Here is an 18,287-nt window from a genome sequence, read left to right on the forward strand (position 1 = left end):
TCAACCTGGGACCAGGCGGCCTTCAAAAGAGCCGCCCATCAATAGATGGAGGATGACAGATGAACAGAAGAGAAATGCTCGGCTGGCTCGCGTCCACGGCGATCGCGGCCGGCGTCGGCGCAACGGCCGGCGCGCCGGCGCTCGCGGCGCAGTTGCAGGCTTCAGGTCGTGGCGGTCGCTTGGCGAAAGGGGCCGACGTATCGACGCTGCTCGAACTGGAGGCGAACGGCGCGAAGTTCTATGAGCACGGCGTGCCGCACGACTGTCTGCTGCTGCTGAGAAAACACGGCGTGGATTCGATTCGTATCAAGGTCTGGAACGATCCGGGCAACCCGAACTTTTTCCCGGCCGATCAGAGTCCCGCCGCCGGCTACAACAATGCCGAACATGTGCGCATACTCGCGCGCCGCGCGGCCGCGCTCGGCATGCGCGTGCTGATCGATTTCCATTACAGCGACTGGTGGGCCGATCCGGGCAAGCAGTATCCGCCGCACGCGTGGGCCGGCAAGGATATCGCGCAGACCTGCGCGTTGCTGTCGGAGTACACGTCGAATGTGCTGAACATGCTCAAGCGCGACGGCGTGCATCCGGAGTGGGTGCAAGTGGGCAACGAGATCACCGGCGGCATGCTGTGGCCGCTCGGCAAGTACGATCAGTGGGACAACCTCGCCCAATTGCTGAAAGCGGGACACGACGCGGTCAAATCCGTCGATGAACGCATCAAGGTCATGTTGCATCTCGACAGCGGCGGCAACAACGCGACGAGCCGCTGGTGGTTCGACAGCGCGACCCAGCGCGGCGTCACGTTCGATGTGATCGGCCTGTCCTATTACCCGCAGTGGCAAGGCTCGCTGAGCGATCTGCAGAACAACGCGAACGATCTCGCGACCCGCTACGACAAGGACGTGATGGTGGTCGAGACGGCCTATCCATGGACCACCAGCGACGGCGATTCCGAACCGAACGCGATGACCAACGTGGGGTCGGCGACTTATCCGCAGACGCCGGCGGGCCAGGCGCAGTTTCTCGGCGCGCTGACGGACATCGTCGAGGCGATACCGGACGGCCACGGCAAAGGCGTGTTCTGGTGGGAGCCGGAATGGATTCCGACGCCCAATGTCGGATGGAAGCTCGGCGCCGGCGATCAGTGGGACAACAACACCCTGTTCGATTTCCACGGCAACGCGCTGACGTCGCTGGATGCCTTTCGCAAGCGTTAGCGGCTAATGGAACGCGGCGGGTGCTACTTCGCGGGTGCCTGCGCCTGACGGTTCACGCAGTCCGACGTAAACGCCATGCTGGCCTGATCCGGCGTCATGTGCGGCGCGTCGGGACTGTAGATCTTTTCGATAACGGCGCTGACCGCTTGCCGGTCAGCCGCGTTCCTGTAGTACCTGGCTGCCTGGTCGAGCGCTTGCGCCTTGGTCTTTTTGTGCGCGCGCCACGATGCGACCTGCCCGGCGATATCGCCGATCGCAAAACATTGATCGCTGACGGTTTGTGCAACGGCCTGAGCGGCCGTTTGCGCGAGGCACACCGCGAGCAGCGCGGTTACGGCTACGCGTTTCATTCCTTGAATCCTGTGGTGAGATGAGCAACGTTGCGAAAGCGCTGGCATCCGCCACCGCGGCAACCGAACGGGTCAACAAGCGCGTAGTTTATCGGGAAGTGACACGCCGCGTTTTTTCACTCGACGCGCCAAAGAGAAAAGCCGCCCTGCGGGCGGTTTCAAAAAACCATCGGATCATCGGGCGCATCCGCGGCCGGCCGTGCCGCCGCAATGCCGGCACCCCGCAGGTTCAGTGCCCGAACGACTCCGCTTTTGAAGCGCCCGCGTTCGCCACATGCGGCCGCGCCGCCTGCTTGATCAGCAACGCCACGCACGAAATCAGACCGGCCACCGCGACCATCGCGAAGATGCCCGCGAACGAGAAGTGGCGGCGCGTCAGTTCGGCCACGAGGAACGAGCCCGCAATCCCGCCGAAGCGCCCAATGCCGAGCATCCACGCCACGCCCGTGCCACGGCCTTCGGTCGGGTAGAACGCGGCGGCGAGCGCCGGCATCGACGATTGCGCGGTATTCATCAGCACGCCGGCGACGAACACGACGAATACCAGCGCGCCCACGTTGCCCACCGCCTGGCCGATGAAATACACGCTGACGGCCGTCAACGCGTAGCAGGCCGCGATGATGCGGTTCGCGTTGAAGCGGTCCATCAGCACGCCGCACAGCACGGCGCCCACGCCGCCGAGCGGGAACAGCGCGGAAATCAGCGTCGCGCGTTGCGGCGTGAGTCCGGCGTCCTTCAGCAGGATCGGCATCCAGTTGATCGACGCGTAGAAGATCACGAGGCCCATGAAATAGGTAATCCACAGCATTACCGAGCCGATGATGTACGAGCGCGACAGCACCACGGCCGCGCCCTTGCCGCCGGTTTGCGGCGCGGTTTCGGTCATGATGAAGGTGCCGGCTTGCGCCGCTTCGCTCGAAATGCGCGAGAGCGCCGCGCGAATCCGTTCGACCGGCTGGCTGTTGGCCACCATGTAGCGAACCGACTCCGGCATCTTGATCATCAGCAGGATCATCAGCAGCAGCGGGGTGATGCCGCCGAGCAGCAGCACGCTGCGCCAGCCGAAATGCGGAATCATCCACGCGGCGAGAAACCCGCCGAACGCGGCGCCGAGCGGAAAGCCGCAGAACATCAGATTGATCACGGTGGCGCGGCGACGATCCGGGCAGTACTCGCCCATCATCGTCACGGCGTTCGGCATGGCCGCGCCGAGGCCGACGCCGGTGATGAAGCGCAGCGTCGTCAACTGCCCGATGCCGTTCGAGAAGGCCGAGCCGAGACACGCCACGCCGAACAGCAACACCGAGCCGAGCAGCATCGAGCGTCGTCCGAGCCGGTCGGACAGCGGTCCCGAGCCGAGCGCGCCGCAGGCGAGGCCGAACAACGCGGCGCTCAGCACCGGCGCGAGCGCCGGCTTGGTAATGCCCCATTCGGCGATCAGTGACGGCGCAATGAAGCCGATCGCGGCCGTGTCAAAACCGTCCAGCAGGACGATGATGAAGCACATGAAGAAGACCAGCCACTGGAACGGCGAAAAGGGATGTTCGTTGAGGAAGGTCTGAACGTTCACAGCGTTGCTGCGGCTCATGATGTGTCTCCTGACTGCGGAATACGGAAAGGCCCGCCGTAACGAGCCTTCCTCTTTTTTACTGTCGCGCGCCGTTTTAGAAGCGGTGCACGATGCCCACGCCCGCGGCGAACTGGCTACGCGACGACGACGGCGCGCTCTGGAAGCCGTCGCCGATGGTTGCCGTGGCGCTGATGATATGGCCCGAACCGGCCGTTCCCAGCGTATTGCCGTTGGTGCGCTGGAATGCCTGCAACGCGTAGAGGCCGGTGCGCTTCGACAATGAATAGTACTCGGACAGATTGACCTGCTGGTACTGCGCCGAACTCGTGATGCCGTTCGCCTTGGTAGCGCGAGTGTAGCTGTAGCCGGTCGCGAAGTCCCACGAAACAGTCGGCTTCCAGTGCAGCACGACACCGCCTGTATTGAAGATCGCCGTATCGCGGAAGCTCGAGTTGATACCCGGAATGTACTGCACATTCGAGTAGGCCGCGGACACGTCCCAGCCGCCGCCGAAGTTGTAGCCGCCGGTCACGGCAAAGCGCTGCTGCGCCTGCGCCGTTTGATAGCCGTTGGTCACGGCCGACACGCCCGGCTGTGCGCCGTTGTTCGACACGGTCGAATCCGCGCCGTAGGCGCCGCCGCCCAGCGTCGAGTTGTTGATGCGCATGAAGCCGACCGCGAGGCCGACCGGGCCGTTGATGTACTGCACCGCGCCGCTCCAGGTCGAACCGCGGTTCAGGCTGCCCGGCACGCCGCCGAGCGCGTACGAACCGCTGAACGTGAAGCCATACAGTTTCGGCGACGTATAGACCAGCGAATTGTTCGCGCGGTAAATCGTGTCGAGCGCGTCGACGTCGCCGGGGTGCGCGCCGTAGTAGCCGGTGAGCCACGTGGTCGGGCTGTACGGCGAGAGCATCGAGTAGTACGCCGTGTACTGGCGGCCGGCCTGCAGCGTGCCGTAGGTCGGGTTCGTCACGCCGACCCAGGCCTGGCGGCCGAACATCGCGTTCGTGTACTGCTGGGCGCCGGTGCTCGAGTTGAAGCCGGATTCCAGCTGGAAGATGGCCTTGGTGCCGCCGCCGAGATCTTCGCCGCCCTTCAAGCCGAAGCGGCTGCCGGCCCATACGCCGTTGATCATGTTCACTTTGGACTTGCCGCCGGAGGTCGAGCCGAGCGAGCTGGCGCTGCTTTGATAGCCGATGCCGGCATCGACGATACCGTACAGCGTGACGCTGCTTTGCGCGAAAACCGGTGCGCTGGCGAGAGCGGCGATCGCGCAGGCGATCCGGGTCATAGTGATATTGCGATTCATGAGGGTGTTCTCCAATTCGACCTGCTTCGACTGACGTGAGAGTTCTTGGCGACCCGGTCGTCGTTTAATTGTTTGCCTGCTATGTTCGTATATAGAACATCGTTTCTATGTGCGAACAAGGCTGCACTGTAAGTAAGATGACAACGCAGGGTCAACGCGGGATTACCCGACTCTGTTGCAGATGCACATCGATTGGAAAAGGCGCTGGACAGCGCGAAGAAACGGCGAGGCCGCGGCTCGGGTCGCGGCGCCGGGATGATGAGGCGGGGGGAGTGGCAGGAGGGGGAGCGCCGGCCTTGCAGGCGCGGCATGGTGCGGCGCGGCGCTCGGGATAAAACGTGGCGCGGCGCTCAGAAGATGACGTAGACCTTACGCATCGTTTCCTCGACTTCCCAGAGCCCTTCGGTATTGGCTTCGAAGAAGAGCGTGTCGCCGCTCTCGAAGTGAATGGTCTCCTCGTTATCGGGCGTGAAGCGTCCGCGTCCGGCGATGAAGTGCATCACCTCGGCCTGCTTGACCGAGCGGCGATACGTGCCGGCGGTGCATTCGAAAATGCCGGTGTCGACGGATTCGCTGCCCTTGATGACGCATTGCACGCCCGACACCTGAATCGGCGTCGTGCCGGGCAGGCCTGCCTTGCCCCAGTCCTCCAGATTCTGCAGATTCACGCTTTGTTTGAGCTGCTGTACCTTCATCTTTACGTTACCTTTGAGTGTGCGTGGGCCGTTTCATTGGCCGGGGGTTGCGGTGTTCGTCACGGTCTGCTCGACCTTGCCCAGCCGTACGACGGTCACGCCGGGCCGCAGTTGCCGCAACGAAGGCATGACGAGCATGCAGTCGTCGTAGGGTGTCGTGACCGGTTCGCCGTTCGACCAGCCAATCACGGCGCCCGCCTCGGCAAAGATTTCGAGGCCCGTGTACGGCGCCGCGAAACGAAAATCCATGCTGGTGGCCACCACCGGCTGCGTCACGCGGACGATATGCTGCACGGGCGGCAACGGCGCGAGCCAGCCGGCCGGCAGATCTGCTTCATCCACCACGCCGGCGAGCAACAGCAAGCGCGCCGTGGTGTCGCGCGCGACCGCAACCGCGCTGCGTTCCCAATGCTGTCCGCATTCGATCAGGAGCGCGTTCTTCGGGCTGGCGGCCTCGCCGAAGCCTTCGTAATCGCGCATGCGGCGGCCTTCCGGATGGCCTTCGTCGCAGATCACGGTCGCGGGCGTGCCGAGCCGCACGGCGAGATCGATGCCTTTTTGCAGCGGCCCCGCCACGATCAGCGGTTTGCTCTTCTCGTGCATGGAATGCAGATCGAGCAGAATGTCGACTGTGTCGATCACGGGGCGCATCACGCGCGCACGTGCCAGCTCGCTGGAGGTGCGCGAGGTGTCGTCGAGCACCGCGCCAGTCCACACGCGATTGAAATCCTGATCGACGAAGCGGGCCGCGTCCGGCTGCGCGGAATCGAAGCTCCGATAAGCGTCGACGTTCGCGAACGCCAGCGTGAGCCGCCCGCGCCGCGGCCGCAGCGCGCGCCGCAGCAATTCGTCCACGACGATCGCGCCGCACACCTCGTTGCCGTGCGTGAGCGCGTTGATCATCACGTGCGGACCCGGCGCTCCCGAGTCGAACGTATGGACGTAGGCGATACCGGAGGCCGATTGTTCGTGCGCCGAAATATCGGGGAATTCGACTTCGATGGGATAGGCTTCCAAGCTCATGCGAATGTGTCCTGGCAGAGAGTTGAACGGATTGACCGGCAAGCTCAGGCGAGTTTCGCCGCGATCGCCTGGCCGACTTCGGTCGTGTTCGCCTTGCCGCCGAGGTCGCCGGTGTGCGGGCCTTCCACCAGCGTCGCCTCGATCGCGGCGAGAATCGCGTCGTGCGCCTCGCGCTCCTTGCCTGCGTGATTGCCGAGGAAGTCGAGCATCATCGCGGCCGACCAGATCATCGCGATCGGATTGGCGATGTTCTTGCCCGCGATGTCCGGCGCCGAGCCGTGCACCGGTTCGAACAGCGAGGGAAACTTGCGGTCCGGATTCAGGTTGCCCGACGGCGCGAGACCGATCGTGCCGGTGCAGGCGGGGCCGAGATCGGACAGGATGTCGCCGAACAGATTGGTGGCGACCACCACGTCGAAGCGGTCCGGGTTCAACACGAAGCGCGCGCAGAGAATGTCGATGTGCTGCTTGTCCCACGCCACGTCAGGGTATTGCGCGGCGATGCCGGCCGCGACTTTGTCCCACCACGGCATGCTGATCGCGATGCCGTTGCTCTTGGTGGCCACCGTGATCTTCTTGCGCTCGCGCCGCTGCGCGAGATCGAACGCGAACTTCAGCACGCGCTCGCTGCCGTGCCGCGTGAAGACCGATTCCTGCAGCACGAATTCGCGTTCCGTGCCTTCGAACATCACGCCGCCCACCGACGAGTATTCGCCCTCGGTGTTCTCGCGCACGATCCAGAAATCGATGTCACCCGCCTTGCGGCCCGCGAGCGGCGAAGGCACGCCGGCAAAGAGGCGCGCGGGGCGCAGGTTGATGTACTGGTCGAATTCGCGGCGGAACTTCAAGAGCGACCCCCACAGCGAGATATGGTCGGGCACCGTGTCGGGCCAGCCCACCGCGCCGAACAGGATTGCGTCGGCCGACTGCAGTTGCGCTTTCCAGTCGTCCGGCATCATCTTGCCGTGCTTCGCGTAGTACTCGCAGCTCGCCCATTCGATGTGCTGATACTCCAGCTCGATGCCGAAGCGCGCTTTCACCGCCTCCAGCACGCGAATGGCTTCCGGCATGACTTCGACACCGATGCCGTCGCCGGGTATGACTGCGATCCGATATTTCTTCGACATGTTGTGCTCCTCCGCTTGAGACTGTTTGGGACTGTTCCGGGGCTGCCGGACGATGCGATGACGGCTATTTTATTCCTGCTGTTTGAGACTAAAATAGTCGCTTTAGTTAAGCCACTGTGCACGATTCGTGTACAAACTTATGCCCTCCATTCGCCTATGAACGCCGCCCCATCACCCGATCTCGGCGACTTGCGCGTGTTTTGCGAAGTCGCGCGCAAGTCCAGTTTCAGTGCGGCGGCGGAGGCCTTGTCGGTGTCCGCGGCGTACGTCAGCAAACGCATCAACGTGCTCGAGACTACGCTCGGTACGCGTTTATTGCACCGTTCCACGCGCCGCGTCGCGATCACGGAAGCGGGAGAGCGCGTCTACACGTGGGCCGAAAAAATTCTCGACGATGTCGATCAACTGGTCGAAGACGTCTCCACCACGCGCCGCATTCCCGGCGGCAAGCTGCGCATTTCCAGCAGCTTCGGCTTTGGCCGCCGTTTCGTCGCGCCCGCGCTCGCGCGCTTTTCCGAGCGCTATCCGCAATTGAGCGTGCGCCTCGACCTGTTCGACCGTCTCGTCGATGTGGGCGGTGAAGGCTTCGATCTGGATGTGCGCATCGGCGACGAAATCGCGCCGCATCTGATCGCGCGGCGGCTTGCGTCGAATCATCGCGTGCTGTGCGCGTCGCCCGGCTACCTCGCGCGGCATGGCGCGCCGCGCCAGCTTGCCGAACTGTCCTCGCATGCGTGTCTGGCGATCAAGGAGCGCGACCATCCATTCGGGCTCTGGCGTCTGAGCGTGCGTGGCGAGACGGTCTCGATCAAGGTCACGGGACCGTTGTCGACCAATCATGGCGAGGTGGCGGTGCAATGGGCGCTGGCCGGGCGCGGCATCGTGCTGCGTTCCATGTGGGATGTGCGGCCGCTGCTCGAAAGCGGCCAGTTGCAGCAGGTGCTGCCCGAGGTCACGCAGCCGGCGAATCTGTGGGCGGTGTATCCGGCACGGCTCGCGCAATCGGCGAAGGTGCGGGTGTGCGTCGACTTTCTGAGCGAGGAGTTTGCGCAGTGGAGTCCGCCGGCCGACGGCGGGGCCGGGGTGGACATAGCCGGATTTGCCGAGCGTCTCTAATCGCTCGGCGCTTTACGCCTATTTTTCGCGGATCGCGCGCACGATGATCCCGTCTTATCCAAACACGATTTCGTCGTCTTCGACATGCTCATGTTCGTTCATGCTGAGCCGATCAAGCCAGCTTGCCGATACGGCCTAGTGATGATTCTGCGAGAACAGCGTTTCGAGCGGGTAGTGGCTCTTCACGAACGGCGACTTGATGATCACGTAGCTGAAGTACTTCTCGATACCGATGTCGCGTTCCAGCAGCCCTTCGACGATGCTCTGGTAATGGCTCACGCTGCGCGTGACGAACTTCAGCAGATAGTCGTAGCCGCCGCTCGCCAGATGGCACTCGACGATCTCGTCGACGTCGCGGATCGCATTCACGAACTTGATGAAGTCTTCCCGCCGATGATCGGCGAGCGTGACTTCGGTGAAAACGATCTGCACGTCGCCGAGCTTTTCGAGCTGGATCTGCGCGCCGTAGCCGATGATGTAGCCGGCTTTCTCCAGACGCTTGACCCGGATCAGGCAAGGACTGGGCGAAAGGCCGACCGCGTCGGCAAGCTCGACGTTGGTTATGCGGCCTTTCTTCTGCAACTGGGAAAGTATGCGCAGGTCAATCCGGTCTAGCTTGCAGTCGCTGCTCATCGTAACGTTATCGCTCCGGCGATCAATGTAAGGGGCTCAGGTGGCCCTCTACTCTAGCATGCGGTGGCATGAGTTTTGGCCTTCAACGCGGCGCGCACGTCGGCTTGTGCGAGAACGTCGTCAAGGGTCTTTTCGAGCCGCTCGAACATCAGATCGAACTCGGCCTCCGTGTACGAGAGCGCCGGTGCGAAACCGAGAATGTTGTCGCCGAAGGCGCGGAAAATCAGCCGGTTTTCATACGCGGCGGCAGCGATCCGCTCAGACAGTTTCAAGGCCGGGTCGAAGCCCGCCCTGGTGTCCTTGTCGGCGACGAGTTCGAGCGCGCCGAGCAGGCCACGGTGGCGCGAATCGCCCACCAGCGGATGCGCGAGCAGCGCGTCGAGCCCGCGCGCGAAACGCGGCGAGCGCGCCACGCCGTTCGCCAGCAACCCGCCTTCGTGATAGAGGCGCAGCACTTCGAGGCCGATCGCCGCGCTCACCGGATGCGCCGAATACGTATGGCCGTGACCGACCACCGCTTCGGCGTCGCTGTCCGCGATGCCCTGATAGATTTCGTCCGACATCAGCACCGCGCCCATCGGCGCATAGCCCGCGGTCAGTCCTTTGGCCACCGTCATCAGATCCGGCTCGACGTTTTCGCCCTGGCAGGCGAACAGCGGACCGGTACGGCCGAAGCCGGTGATGACCTCGTCGGCGACGAAGAGAATGCCCAGCTTGCGGCAACTTTCACGCATCGCCGTGAGCCAGCCGACCGGCGGCACGATCACGCCGCCCGAGCCCTGGATCGGTTCGCAGAAGAACGCGGCGACGTTATCCGCGCCGAGTTCGGCCACCTTGGCTTCGAGCGCGGCCACCGAGGCGGCGATCAGCGCCGCGTCGTCGGCGAAATCATTGCGGTAAGCGTAAGGCGACGGCAGATGATGCTGGTTCGGCAGCGGCAGATCGAAGTTGCGATGGAACGCGGGCAGGGCGGTCAGGCCGGCGCCGGTCGTCGACGAGCCGTGGTAGCCGCGTTGCAGCGCGATGATGTGCTTCTTCGAAGCGCGCCCCGTCGCATTGAAGTAATGCGTGATGAAACGCAGTGCCGAATCCACCGCGTCGGAACCGCCGAGCGTGAAGTACACGTGCTGCAGCGAAGCGGGCGACACCTCGACCAGCTTTTGGGCGAGTTCGATGGCCGGCTCGGAGCCGAAATGGAAATAACCGGTCGCGTAGGGCAGTTTCTGCATCTGCGCGGTGGCGGCCTCGACAATGCTCTGCTGGCCGTAGCCGACATTCACGCACCAGAGTCCGGAAAACGCATCGAGCAGTTCGTTGCCCGCCGCGTCGCGCAGAAACGCGCCGCTGGCGGACTCGAGGACGGTGACGCCGCGTGCTTCGTGCGCGCGGTAGTTGATGACCGGGTGAATCAGATGCTTACGGTCGGCTTCAATGAGCGATTGAATCGGCATGATGGTTTCTCGTCGCGGAAGGGGCTGTTGACCGTCCCATACTACTGATCAGCGGCGATTGCCTGCTCACCTAAACAATTGCCTGAAAAGCGCGCGCGACGCGTTTTGATGCGCAGCCTCAGCATTTTATGCTGCGGCCGCTGAAAAGCCGCGTCGCACGGTGGGCGCCCTGCGCCACGCTCAATAGCCTTGAGCGCGGTCGACTTGGCCGAGCATCGGCAAGCCGGCGCGATGGCGGCGCAGATTCTCCAGCACCACGTCGACAGCGGTGTCGGGGCGCGTCGCGCTCGCGATATGCGGCGTGACGCGCACGCGCGGGTGCGTCCACAACGCATGGCCGGCGGGCAGCGGCTCGGGATCGGTCACGTCGAGAATGGCGTTGTGCAACTGACCGCTGTCGAGCGCGGCCAGCAAATCCTGCTGATTCAGATGCGGACCACGCCCGGTTTGAATCAGCGACGCGCCGCGCGGCAGCTTCGCGAACAGCTGCGCGTCGAGCAGCCCGCGGGTGGCGGGCGTGAGCGGCAACAGGCAGATCAGGATATCGCTGCGCGCGAGAAACGCATCCAGTGCGCCTTCGCCCGCATAACAGTCCACGCCTTCGATGTCGCGCGCCGAGCGGCTCCATCCCGCGCAAGGAAAGCCGAACAGGCGCAGCCTTTCCAGCACCGCCGTGCCCAATACGCCGAGGCCGAGCACGCCGATGCGACGCTGACTGGCCGGCTTGAGCGGCAACTCGCACCAGAGCTGCTGTTGTTGCTGGAGACCGTAATCGAACAGATCGCGATGAATGGTCAGCACAGCCTGCGTGACGTATTCGACCATGCCTTCCACGATACCCGGTTCGATCATGCGCACCACCGGCACGTGGTCCGGGACGCCCGACAGATCGAACTGATCGATGCCGGCGCCGACCGAGAACACCACTTCCAGATTAGGGAAGGTGCGGGTCGGATCTTCAGGCGGTTGCCAGGCGGCGAGATAGCGGATCGCGGCCGGGTCTCCGAGATCGGGCCAGATATGAAACGGCAATTCCGGCGCTTTCTGCGCGAAGAGGGTCGCCCACTGGGCGCCGCGCGCCGGGTCGGCTTTATAGAGGAAGGCCATGATGGTCAGCAGATTGCCTGGTTGATGATGCCGTATTGCAGGTAATGCGTATCCTGTCCGCCGTTCGCGGGCTCACCGGGCCTGACGGGGCGGACCATTTTGACGACCGAGTCCACGCGCGGCAGGCCCAGTTGTTCCAGCCACTCGGTCAGACCGCTGTCGGCCGGGGTGTCGATACGCACGAACACGCCTTCGTTCAGCGCCAGCCAGTGGCTGATGAGCGCCTTGGCGCGGCTGGAATCTTCCGAGTCCGGCGCGACTACCGGACCGATCGCAAAGCCGCGCCCAAAACGGCGGAACAGGGCGAAGCCGATCAATTCGCCGTCGCGGTCGAGCGCGATGCCGTCGGCGGCGCCCAGCAGCGCGGGCAACACCTCGCCGCGGTCCAGGCCGCTCGCCCGCGACGCCAGTTCGACGAGCCGCGCGGTATCGCTCGACCCGAGCGGGCGCAAGCGCTCCCCGGGCGGCAAGGACACGAGCGGCGGCTGGAACGCCGCACCCTGATGCTGGTCGAGCGTGCCGATCGCGCGAAAACCGAGCTTCTCATAGAGCGGCTGGCCAGCGGGGGTGGCGTGCAGGAAGGTGACACGCCCGTCCAGTTCTTCCAGCAGCAGTTCCATCAGCGTCCTGCCGATGCCGCGCCCCTGGTGCGCGGGCGACACGATCACCATGCCGAGCGACGCATGCTCCGCGCCGTATTTCCAGCACAGGGCGGTGCCGATCACGCCGCTCGCGTCTTGCGCGACGAAACCCACGCCCAGCAGCGCCACGAATCTCCAGTCGTCCGCCCGATGCGGCCATTTGAGTTCGACCGTCAACGCGTGAGCGGCGGCGATGTCCTCGAGGGTGAAGCGTCTATAGGTAATCGAATCGGTAATCGAATCGGACACGCCGTACTCCCTGATTGACTGAAGGCTTACGCCGTCACTTTGTCATCCGGTGCGCGACATGACTAGGACGATCTTTTTATCGCGGGCTCCGGAACGAGCCGCAGCCAGATTCGATGCAAAACGCCAGGTCTGGGCGCGCATTACAGGTGGGTTCTGCTGCGCGGCGATTTTTGTCGGCGACATATGCCACGCCCCCGGCTCTACGATTTCGTCATGGCGGCGGCGGTCCAGGCCGCGCCGCACGGGACCCCCAGCCAGTCACACAGGAAACCTCTCTCATGGACAGCTTCAATCCGGACGACGTCGCGATTCGCAGCGGCCATTACATCGGCGGTGAATATGTCGAGGCGGGCGGGCACCGCATCGAGGTGGCGCGGCCATCGGACGGCGTGGTGTACGCGTCGGTGCCGCTCGCCGATGCCGCGATGGTGGACCGCGCGGTCGAAAACGCATGGCAGGCATTCAAACGCAGTGGCTGGGCGCGCATGGCGCCGCGCGAACGCGCGAAGATTCTGCGCCGTTTCGCCGAACTGGTCGAAGCCGACGCGCCGACGCTCGGCCGCCTGGAAGCACTCGGTTCGACGCGTCCGATCGCGCAGGCGATCGGCTGGGACGTGCCGTTCACCGCCGAGGGCATCCGCTTTTACGCCGAGTTCGCCGACAAGCTGGGCGGCGACGTGGCGGCCACCGATCACGATCATCTCGGCATGACGATCGCCGAGCCCTACGGCGTGATCGGCGCGATCGCGCCATGGAATTTTCCGCTCGTCATGGCGTCGTGGAAGATCGCCCCGGCGCTGGCGGCGGGCAATGCGGTGGTGCTCAAGCCGTCGGAGATGACGCCGTTCTCGGTCTTGCGGCTCGCCGAACTCGCCGTGCAGGCGGGCGTGCCCGCGGGCATCTTCAATGTGATCCAGGGCGATGGCCGCGTGACCGGCGACGAACTGGTCCGCCATCCGAAGATCAGCAAGGTCACCTTCACGGGCTCCACGCGCACCGGCGCGTCGATCATGGCGGCGTGCGCCAACAGCGGCACCAAGCCGGTCACGCTGGAACTGGGCGGCAAGAGCCCGCAAATCGTGTTCGCCGACGCGCCGCGTCTGGACGACGTGGCGCGCCGCATCGCCGGCGCGATCACGGGCAACGCGGGGCAGGTGTGCGTGGCGGGCTCGCGCCTGCTGGTCGAGCGCAGCCTCGCCGAGCCGCTGGCCGAACGGATCGGCAAGTTCTTTGCCGAATTGAAGCCCGGCGCGACATGGGCCGCGGGCACGACGCTCTCGCCGATCATCTCGGCGCCGCAGGCGGCGCGCATCGAAGGTATCGTCGGACGCACGCTGCAAGCCGGCGCGACGCTGCGCTACGGCGGCGTCAGGGCCGACGGCGGCGCGGACGGCGCGTTCTACGCGCCCACCTTGCTCACGAACGTCACGGCGCACTCCGAAGCGGTACGCGAAGAAGTCTTCGGGCCCGTGCTGACGCTGCAGACCTTCGATACCGAAGAAGAAGCGCTCGCGCTCGCACAGCATCCCGAGTACGGCCTCGCGGCCGGCGTGCATACCGCCGACCTTGGCCGCGCGCTGCGTTTCGTGCGCGGGCTCGAGGCGGGCACGGTGTGGGTCAACCGCTATGGCCGCACCTCGGACTTCATGATCCCCACGGGCGGCTACAAGCGCTCCGGCATCGGCAAGGATCTGGGCCGCCAGGCCTACGAGGCCAACCTGCGTTTCAAGAGCGTGCTGATCGACCTGCGGCCCTGAGCAGGCCCCGGCCGCCGCGTGTGAACGGCCGCAAACCCAACAGGGATAAGGGTTACGCCTGATCGCCGCATTCTGTGCTGTCAGCGGCCTCAAAAACGCATTGTTTGTGTCACCGGCAGCGCCCTAATCAGGAACATCTATGTTTTTGCGCTGATTAAATCTTTCACAGGAATGCGCTTTTCCTGTCGATCGGAGTGGCTGCAAAACACTGACTCCGATCCCAAGCACGATAGCTGCTGTTTTTGCCAATGAGCTCCGACAGCGGGCTCACCATCACGATAGGACTGCACCATGATCGAATTCGAACCGAAATACATCACCTTCGACTGCTACGGCACGCTGACCAAATTCCACATGGCCGACATGACGCGCGAACAGTACGGCCACCTGCTGAACGGCGAAGACCTGGAAAAGCTCGTCGCGTTTTACTCGGGCTATCGTCGCGACGAAGTGCTCGGTGCATGGAAGCCGTACCGCGATGTGGTGGTCAACGCGCTGCGCCGCGCCTGCAAGCGTATGAACGTCGAATTCAACGAAGCGGGTGCCCAAAGCATCTATGAAGCCGTGCCGACCTGGGGTCCGCATCCGGACGTGCCGGAAGGCGTCGCCCGTCTGGCGAAGAAGTACAAGCTGGTGATTCTCTCGAACGCTTCGAACAACCAGATCCAGAGCAACGTCGACAAGCTCGGCGCGCCGTTCTACAAGGTCTTCACGGCCGAGCAGGCACAGTCGTACAAGCCGCGCATGCAAGGCTTCGAATACATGTTCGACCAGCTCAACTGCAACCCGGAAGACGTGCTGCACGTGTCGTCGAGCCTGCGCTACGACCTGATGACCGCGCACGACCTGGGCATCAAGCACAAGGTTTTCGTCAAGCGCGGCCACGAACCGTCGACGCCGTACTACCAGTACTACGAGGTCAACGACATTCCGCATCTGGCTTCGGAACTCGGCCTGTAAGCGCGGGTTCGTTCACGCGCTAACGCTGCCCGCCGCCTCGCTCATTGCCCATCACAAGGACCCACCGGATGAAGCTCGATTCCTATTGGCTCGACACCGCGCCGCCCCTGCTTTCGGCGTGCGAGGGTCCGGTCGACGGCCAGACCGATGTGGTGGTGATCGGCGGCGGCTTTACCGGGTTGTCGGCGGCGCAGGCGTTGGGCAAGCGCGGCGCCGCGGTGAGCGTGCTCGACGCGGGCCGCATCGGCGGCGGCGCGTCCGGGCGCAACGGCGGGCAGGTCAATACCGGGGTCGCGCAGGACTTCGCCGCGCTGGTCGCGCAACTCGGTGTGGAGCGGGCGAGCGCCTGCTACCGCGCGTTCTCGGATGCGGTCGATACGGTCGAGCGCCTGATTCGCGAGGAAAACATCGACTGCAACTACATGGCGACCGGCAAGCTGAAACTCGCGTCCAAGCCGCATCACCTCGCGCATCTGGAGAAGACGGCTGAAGCGATTCGCCGTGCGGTCGATACGGATATCGAACTGATCGACCGCAGCCGTATCCGCAGCGAAATCCAGTCCGACAGTTTTTACGGCGGACTGCTGCAACGGCACGGCGGTCAGATGCATATGGGCAAGTTCACGGTCGGCCTCGCGGAGGCGGCGGTGCGCCGCGGCGCGAAGCTGTACGAGAACGCGGCCGTCACCGCCATTGCGAAAGACGGCGGCGGCTTCCGGATCACCACGGCGCGCGGCGAAGTGCGCGCGAAGCAGGTGCTGATCGCAACCGGCCCGTCGCGGCATGGCCCGTTCGGCTGGTATCGCAGGCGCCTCGCACCGGTCGGTTCGTTCATCGTCGTGACGGAACCCGTCGCCCCGGCCTTGCTGGCGCAAGTGTTTCCGAACCGGCGCGCGTACACCACCACGCGTTTGATGCACAACTACTTCCGCGTGACGCCCGATTCGCGCTTGCTGTTCGGCGGCCGCGCGCGCTTCACGGCGTCCGAACGGCCGTCCGATGCGAAGAGCGGACGCATCCTGCAGGAAGGGCTCGCTTCGATGTTCCCGATGCTCGCGAGCGCGCGCATCGACTATTGCTGGGGCGGTCTGGTGGATATGAGCGCCGACCGTCTGCCGCATGCCGGGCAGCACGACGGCGTCTATTTCTCGATGGGCTACAGCGGCCACGGCACGCAGATGTCGACGCACATGGGCCAGGTGATGGCCGACGTGATGGACGGCCGCGAAGACCGCAATCCGTGGCGCGAGTCCGAGTGGCCCGCGATTCCCGGCCACACCGGCAAGCCGTGGTTCCTGCCGCTGGTGGGGACGTACTACCGCATCAAAGACATTTTTTATTGATCGTTCGTTGTTCGATTGGCAGTTAAAACCACGCAGCCATGCCTGCTTAACCTCGTTGCTCACCTCGCGGAGAAGTTCGATGAATAAGGAAAACTCGCAACATGGCGCTCTTGGACTCGGAAGCGAGCTGGAGCGATTGACTGCCAAAGGCGCGTCGCGTCGCGGCGTGCTGCGCGCGATGGCCGCGGCCGGCATGATGTCGGTCACGGGCGCCGGCTTGCTCACCGCAAGCGGCGCGGCGCTCGCGCAGGCCAAACCGAAGCAGGGCGGCAGGATCCGTGTGGCGACGCAATCCGCTTCCGCGGCCGACACGCTCGACCCCGCGAAGGGCGCGCTCGGTACGGACTATGTCCGTGGCTTCATGTTCTACAACTGCCTGACCGAACTCGATTCGCATCTCGGCGCGAAGATGTCGCTGGCGACGTCGCTGGATACAAAAGACGCCACCGTGTGGGTCGTCAAGCTGCGCAGCGGCGTGCAGTTCCACGACGGCAAAGCGCTCGCGCCGGCCGACGTGGTGTATTCGATCATGCGCCACAAGGACCCGGCCACCGCCTCCAAAGCGAAGACGCTGGCCGACCAGATCAAGGAAGTGAAGGCCACGGGCCCGAACGAAGTGACGATCACGCTCGAAGGTCCGAACGCCGATCTGCCGGTGATTCTCGCCACCTCGCATTTCCAGATCATCAAGGACGGCACCAAGGACTTCAAAACGGCGATCGGCACCGGCCCGTTCAAGGTCAAGGAATTCTCCCCGGGCGTGCGCACGGTCGGCGTGCGAAACGAGAAGTACTGGAAGCCGGGCATGCCGCACCTCGACGAAATCGAACTGATCGGCATCGGCGACGAATCGGCGCGCGTGAACGCGCTGCTCTCCGGCGACGTGCAACTGATCAACGCGGTGAGCCCGCGTTCCACGACCCAGATCAAGGGCGCGGGCGGCTTCTCGGTGCTGGAAACGAAGACCGGCCTGTACACCGACCTCGTAGTGCGCGACGAAGGCGGCATTACCGGCAACGACGATTTCCGGCGTGGCATGATGTACCTGCAGGACCGCGAGCAGATGCGCCGCGCGATCTTCCAGGGTTACGGCACCATCGGCAACGACCAGCCGATCGATCCGACCAACAAGTACTACCTGGCCGGCTTGCCGCAACGCGCCTTCGATCCGGACAAGGCGAAGTTCCATTTCCAGAAGGCGAAGGTGGGCAGCGCGCCGATCCAGATTTTCGCGTCGCCGGCGGCCGAAGGCTCGGTTGAAATGGCGATGTTCCTGCAGCAGGTCGCGCCGCAAGCCGGTCTGAATCTGCAAGTGTCGCGCGTGCCGGCCGACGGCTACTGGTCGAACCACTGGATGAAGCATCCGCTGGGTTTCGGCAACGTCAATGCGCGTCCGAGCGCCGACGTGATCTTCACGCAGTTCTTCAAGTCGGACGCACCGTGGAACGAAGCGAACTGGAAAAGCCCGAAGTTCGACCAACTGCTGATTCAGGCGCGCGGCGAACCGGACGACGCCAAACGCAAAAAAATCTACGGCGACATGCAGGTGCTGGTGCATGAAACCGGCGGCGTCGGTATTCCTCTGTTCCAGAGTTCGCTCGACGCGTACACGGACAAGCTCAAGGGCCTCGGCTCGATTCCGCTCGCCGGCCTGATGGGCTTCATGTTCGCGGAGAACGTCTGGCTCGAAACCTGAGCCGGATTCAGGGCACACCCCGCAACACGCGCGCCGC

Annotated in this window: 16 protein-coding genes; 6 read left to right on the forward strand and 10 right to left on the reverse strand. The window is 64.2% G+C overall.

Features of this window, described 5'->3' with window-relative positions; all coding sequences use genetic code 11:
• The first annotated feature begins 59 nt into the window (after positions 1-59).
• Positions 60-1,220, forward strand: coding sequence for a glycoside hydrolase family 53 protein (locus CJU94_RS31960; protein WP_095422524.1), 1,161 nt, complete (start codon positions 60-62; stop codon positions 1,218-1,220).
• A 23-nt stretch (positions 1,221-1,243) separates the two neighbouring features.
• On the opposite strand, the gene CJU94_RS31965 is transcribed toward CJU94_RS31960, so the two are convergent.
• The 6 genes from CJU94_RS31965 to CJU94_RS31990 all read right to left on the reverse strand — a co-directional run bounded on the left by CJU94_RS31965 (position 1,244) and on the right by CJU94_RS31990 (position 7,297).
• Positions 1,244-1,570, reverse strand: coding sequence for a hypothetical protein (locus tag CJU94_RS31965; RefSeq protein WP_095422525.1), 327 nt, complete (start codon positions 1,568-1,570; stop codon positions 1,244-1,246).
• 229 nt (positions 1,571-1,799) lie between these two features.
• A complete protein-coding gene (locus CJU94_RS31970; protein WP_095422526.1) occupies positions 1,800-3,158 on the reverse strand; it encodes an MFS transporter in 1,359 nt (452 codons plus the stop codon).
• A 76-nt stretch (positions 3,159-3,234) separates the two neighbouring features.
• Positions 3,235-4,452: a porin gene (locus CJU94_RS31975; RefSeq protein ID WP_095422527.1), complete on the reverse strand. Its 1,218-nt coding sequence runs from the start codon at positions 4,450-4,452 to the stop codon at positions 3,235-3,237.
• 350 nt (positions 4,453-4,802) lie between these two features.
• A complete protein-coding gene (locus CJU94_RS31980; RefSeq protein WP_095422528.1) occupies positions 4,803-5,147 on the reverse strand; it encodes a cupin domain-containing protein in 345 nt (114 codons plus the stop codon).
• A gap of 33 nt (positions 5,148-5,180) precedes the next feature.
• Positions 5,181-6,170, reverse strand: a complete 990-nt coding sequence (locus CJU94_RS31985; RefSeq protein ID WP_095422529.1) for a M14 family metallopeptidase — start codon at positions 6,168-6,170, stop codon at positions 5,181-5,183.
• A gap of 44 nt (positions 6,171-6,214) precedes the next feature.
• Positions 6,215-7,297 carry a tartrate dehydrogenase gene (locus CJU94_RS31990; protein WP_095422530.1) on the reverse strand — a complete coding sequence of 361 codons (1,083 nt, stop codon included), beginning with the start codon at positions 7,295-7,297 and terminating at the stop codon, positions 6,215-6,217.
• A 156-nt stretch (positions 7,298-7,453) separates the two neighbouring features.
• Between CJU94_RS31990 and CJU94_RS31995 the strand changes: the two genes are divergently transcribed.
• Positions 7,454-8,413, forward strand: coding sequence for a LysR substrate-binding domain-containing protein (locus CJU94_RS31995; RefSeq protein WP_095422531.1), 960 nt, complete (start codon positions 7,454-7,456; stop codon positions 8,411-8,413).
• A gap of 135 nt (positions 8,414-8,548) precedes the next feature.
• On the opposite strand, the gene CJU94_RS32000 is transcribed toward CJU94_RS31995, so the two are convergent.
• The 4 genes from CJU94_RS32000 to CJU94_RS32015 form a co-directional block, all read right to left on the reverse strand.
• Entirely contained in the window at positions 8,549-9,046 is a 498-nt protein-coding gene (locus CJU94_RS32000) for an Lrp/AsnC family transcriptional regulator (protein ID WP_011491802.1), read from the reverse strand.
• A gap of 53 nt (positions 9,047-9,099) precedes the next feature.
• A complete protein-coding gene (locus tag CJU94_RS32005; RefSeq protein ID WP_095422532.1) occupies positions 9,100-10,497 on the reverse strand; it encodes an aspartate aminotransferase family protein in 1,398 nt (465 codons plus the stop codon).
• Positions 10,498-10,677: 180 nt separating this feature from the next.
• Positions 10,678-11,604: a 2-hydroxyacid dehydrogenase gene (locus CJU94_RS32010; RefSeq protein ID WP_095422533.1), complete on the reverse strand. Its 927-nt coding sequence runs from the start codon at positions 11,602-11,604 to the stop codon at positions 10,678-10,680.
• A 5-nt stretch (positions 11,605-11,609) separates the two neighbouring features.
• On the reverse strand, positions 11,610-12,482 hold the full coding sequence (locus CJU94_RS32015) for a GNAT family N-acetyltransferase (RefSeq protein ID WP_095422890.1): 873 nt from the start codon (positions 12,480-12,482) through the stop codon (positions 11,610-11,612).
• Positions 12,483-12,772: 290 nt separating this feature from the next.
• Between CJU94_RS32015 and CJU94_RS32020 the strand changes: the two genes are divergently transcribed.
• From CJU94_RS32020 to CJU94_RS32035, 4 genes are all read left to right on the forward strand, one after another.
• On the forward strand, positions 12,773-14,251 hold the full coding sequence (locus CJU94_RS32020; protein ID WP_095422534.1) for an aldehyde dehydrogenase family protein: 1,479 nt from the start codon (positions 12,773-12,775) through the stop codon (positions 14,249-14,251).
• A gap of 291 nt (positions 14,252-14,542) precedes the next feature.
• Positions 14,543-15,211, forward strand: a complete 669-nt coding sequence (locus CJU94_RS32025; protein ID WP_095422535.1) for a haloacid dehalogenase type II — start codon at positions 14,543-14,545, stop codon at positions 15,209-15,211.
• A gap of 68 nt (positions 15,212-15,279) precedes the next feature.
• Positions 15,280-16,554, forward strand: coding sequence for an NAD(P)/FAD-dependent oxidoreductase (locus CJU94_RS32030; RefSeq protein ID WP_095422536.1), 1,275 nt, complete (start codon positions 15,280-15,282; stop codon positions 16,552-16,554).
• Between the two features lie 79 nt (positions 16,555-16,633).
• Entirely contained in the window at positions 16,634-18,250 is a 1,617-nt protein-coding gene (locus CJU94_RS32035) for an ABC transporter substrate-binding protein (RefSeq protein WP_095422537.1), read from the forward strand.
• The last annotated feature ends 37 nt before the right edge of the window (positions 18,251-18,287 follow it).

Origin of the sequence: Paraburkholderia aromaticivorans (assembly GCF_002278075.1) — a bacterium.
GTDB lineage: Bacteria > Pseudomonadota > Gammaproteobacteria > Burkholderiales > Burkholderiaceae > Paraburkholderia > Paraburkholderia aromaticivorans.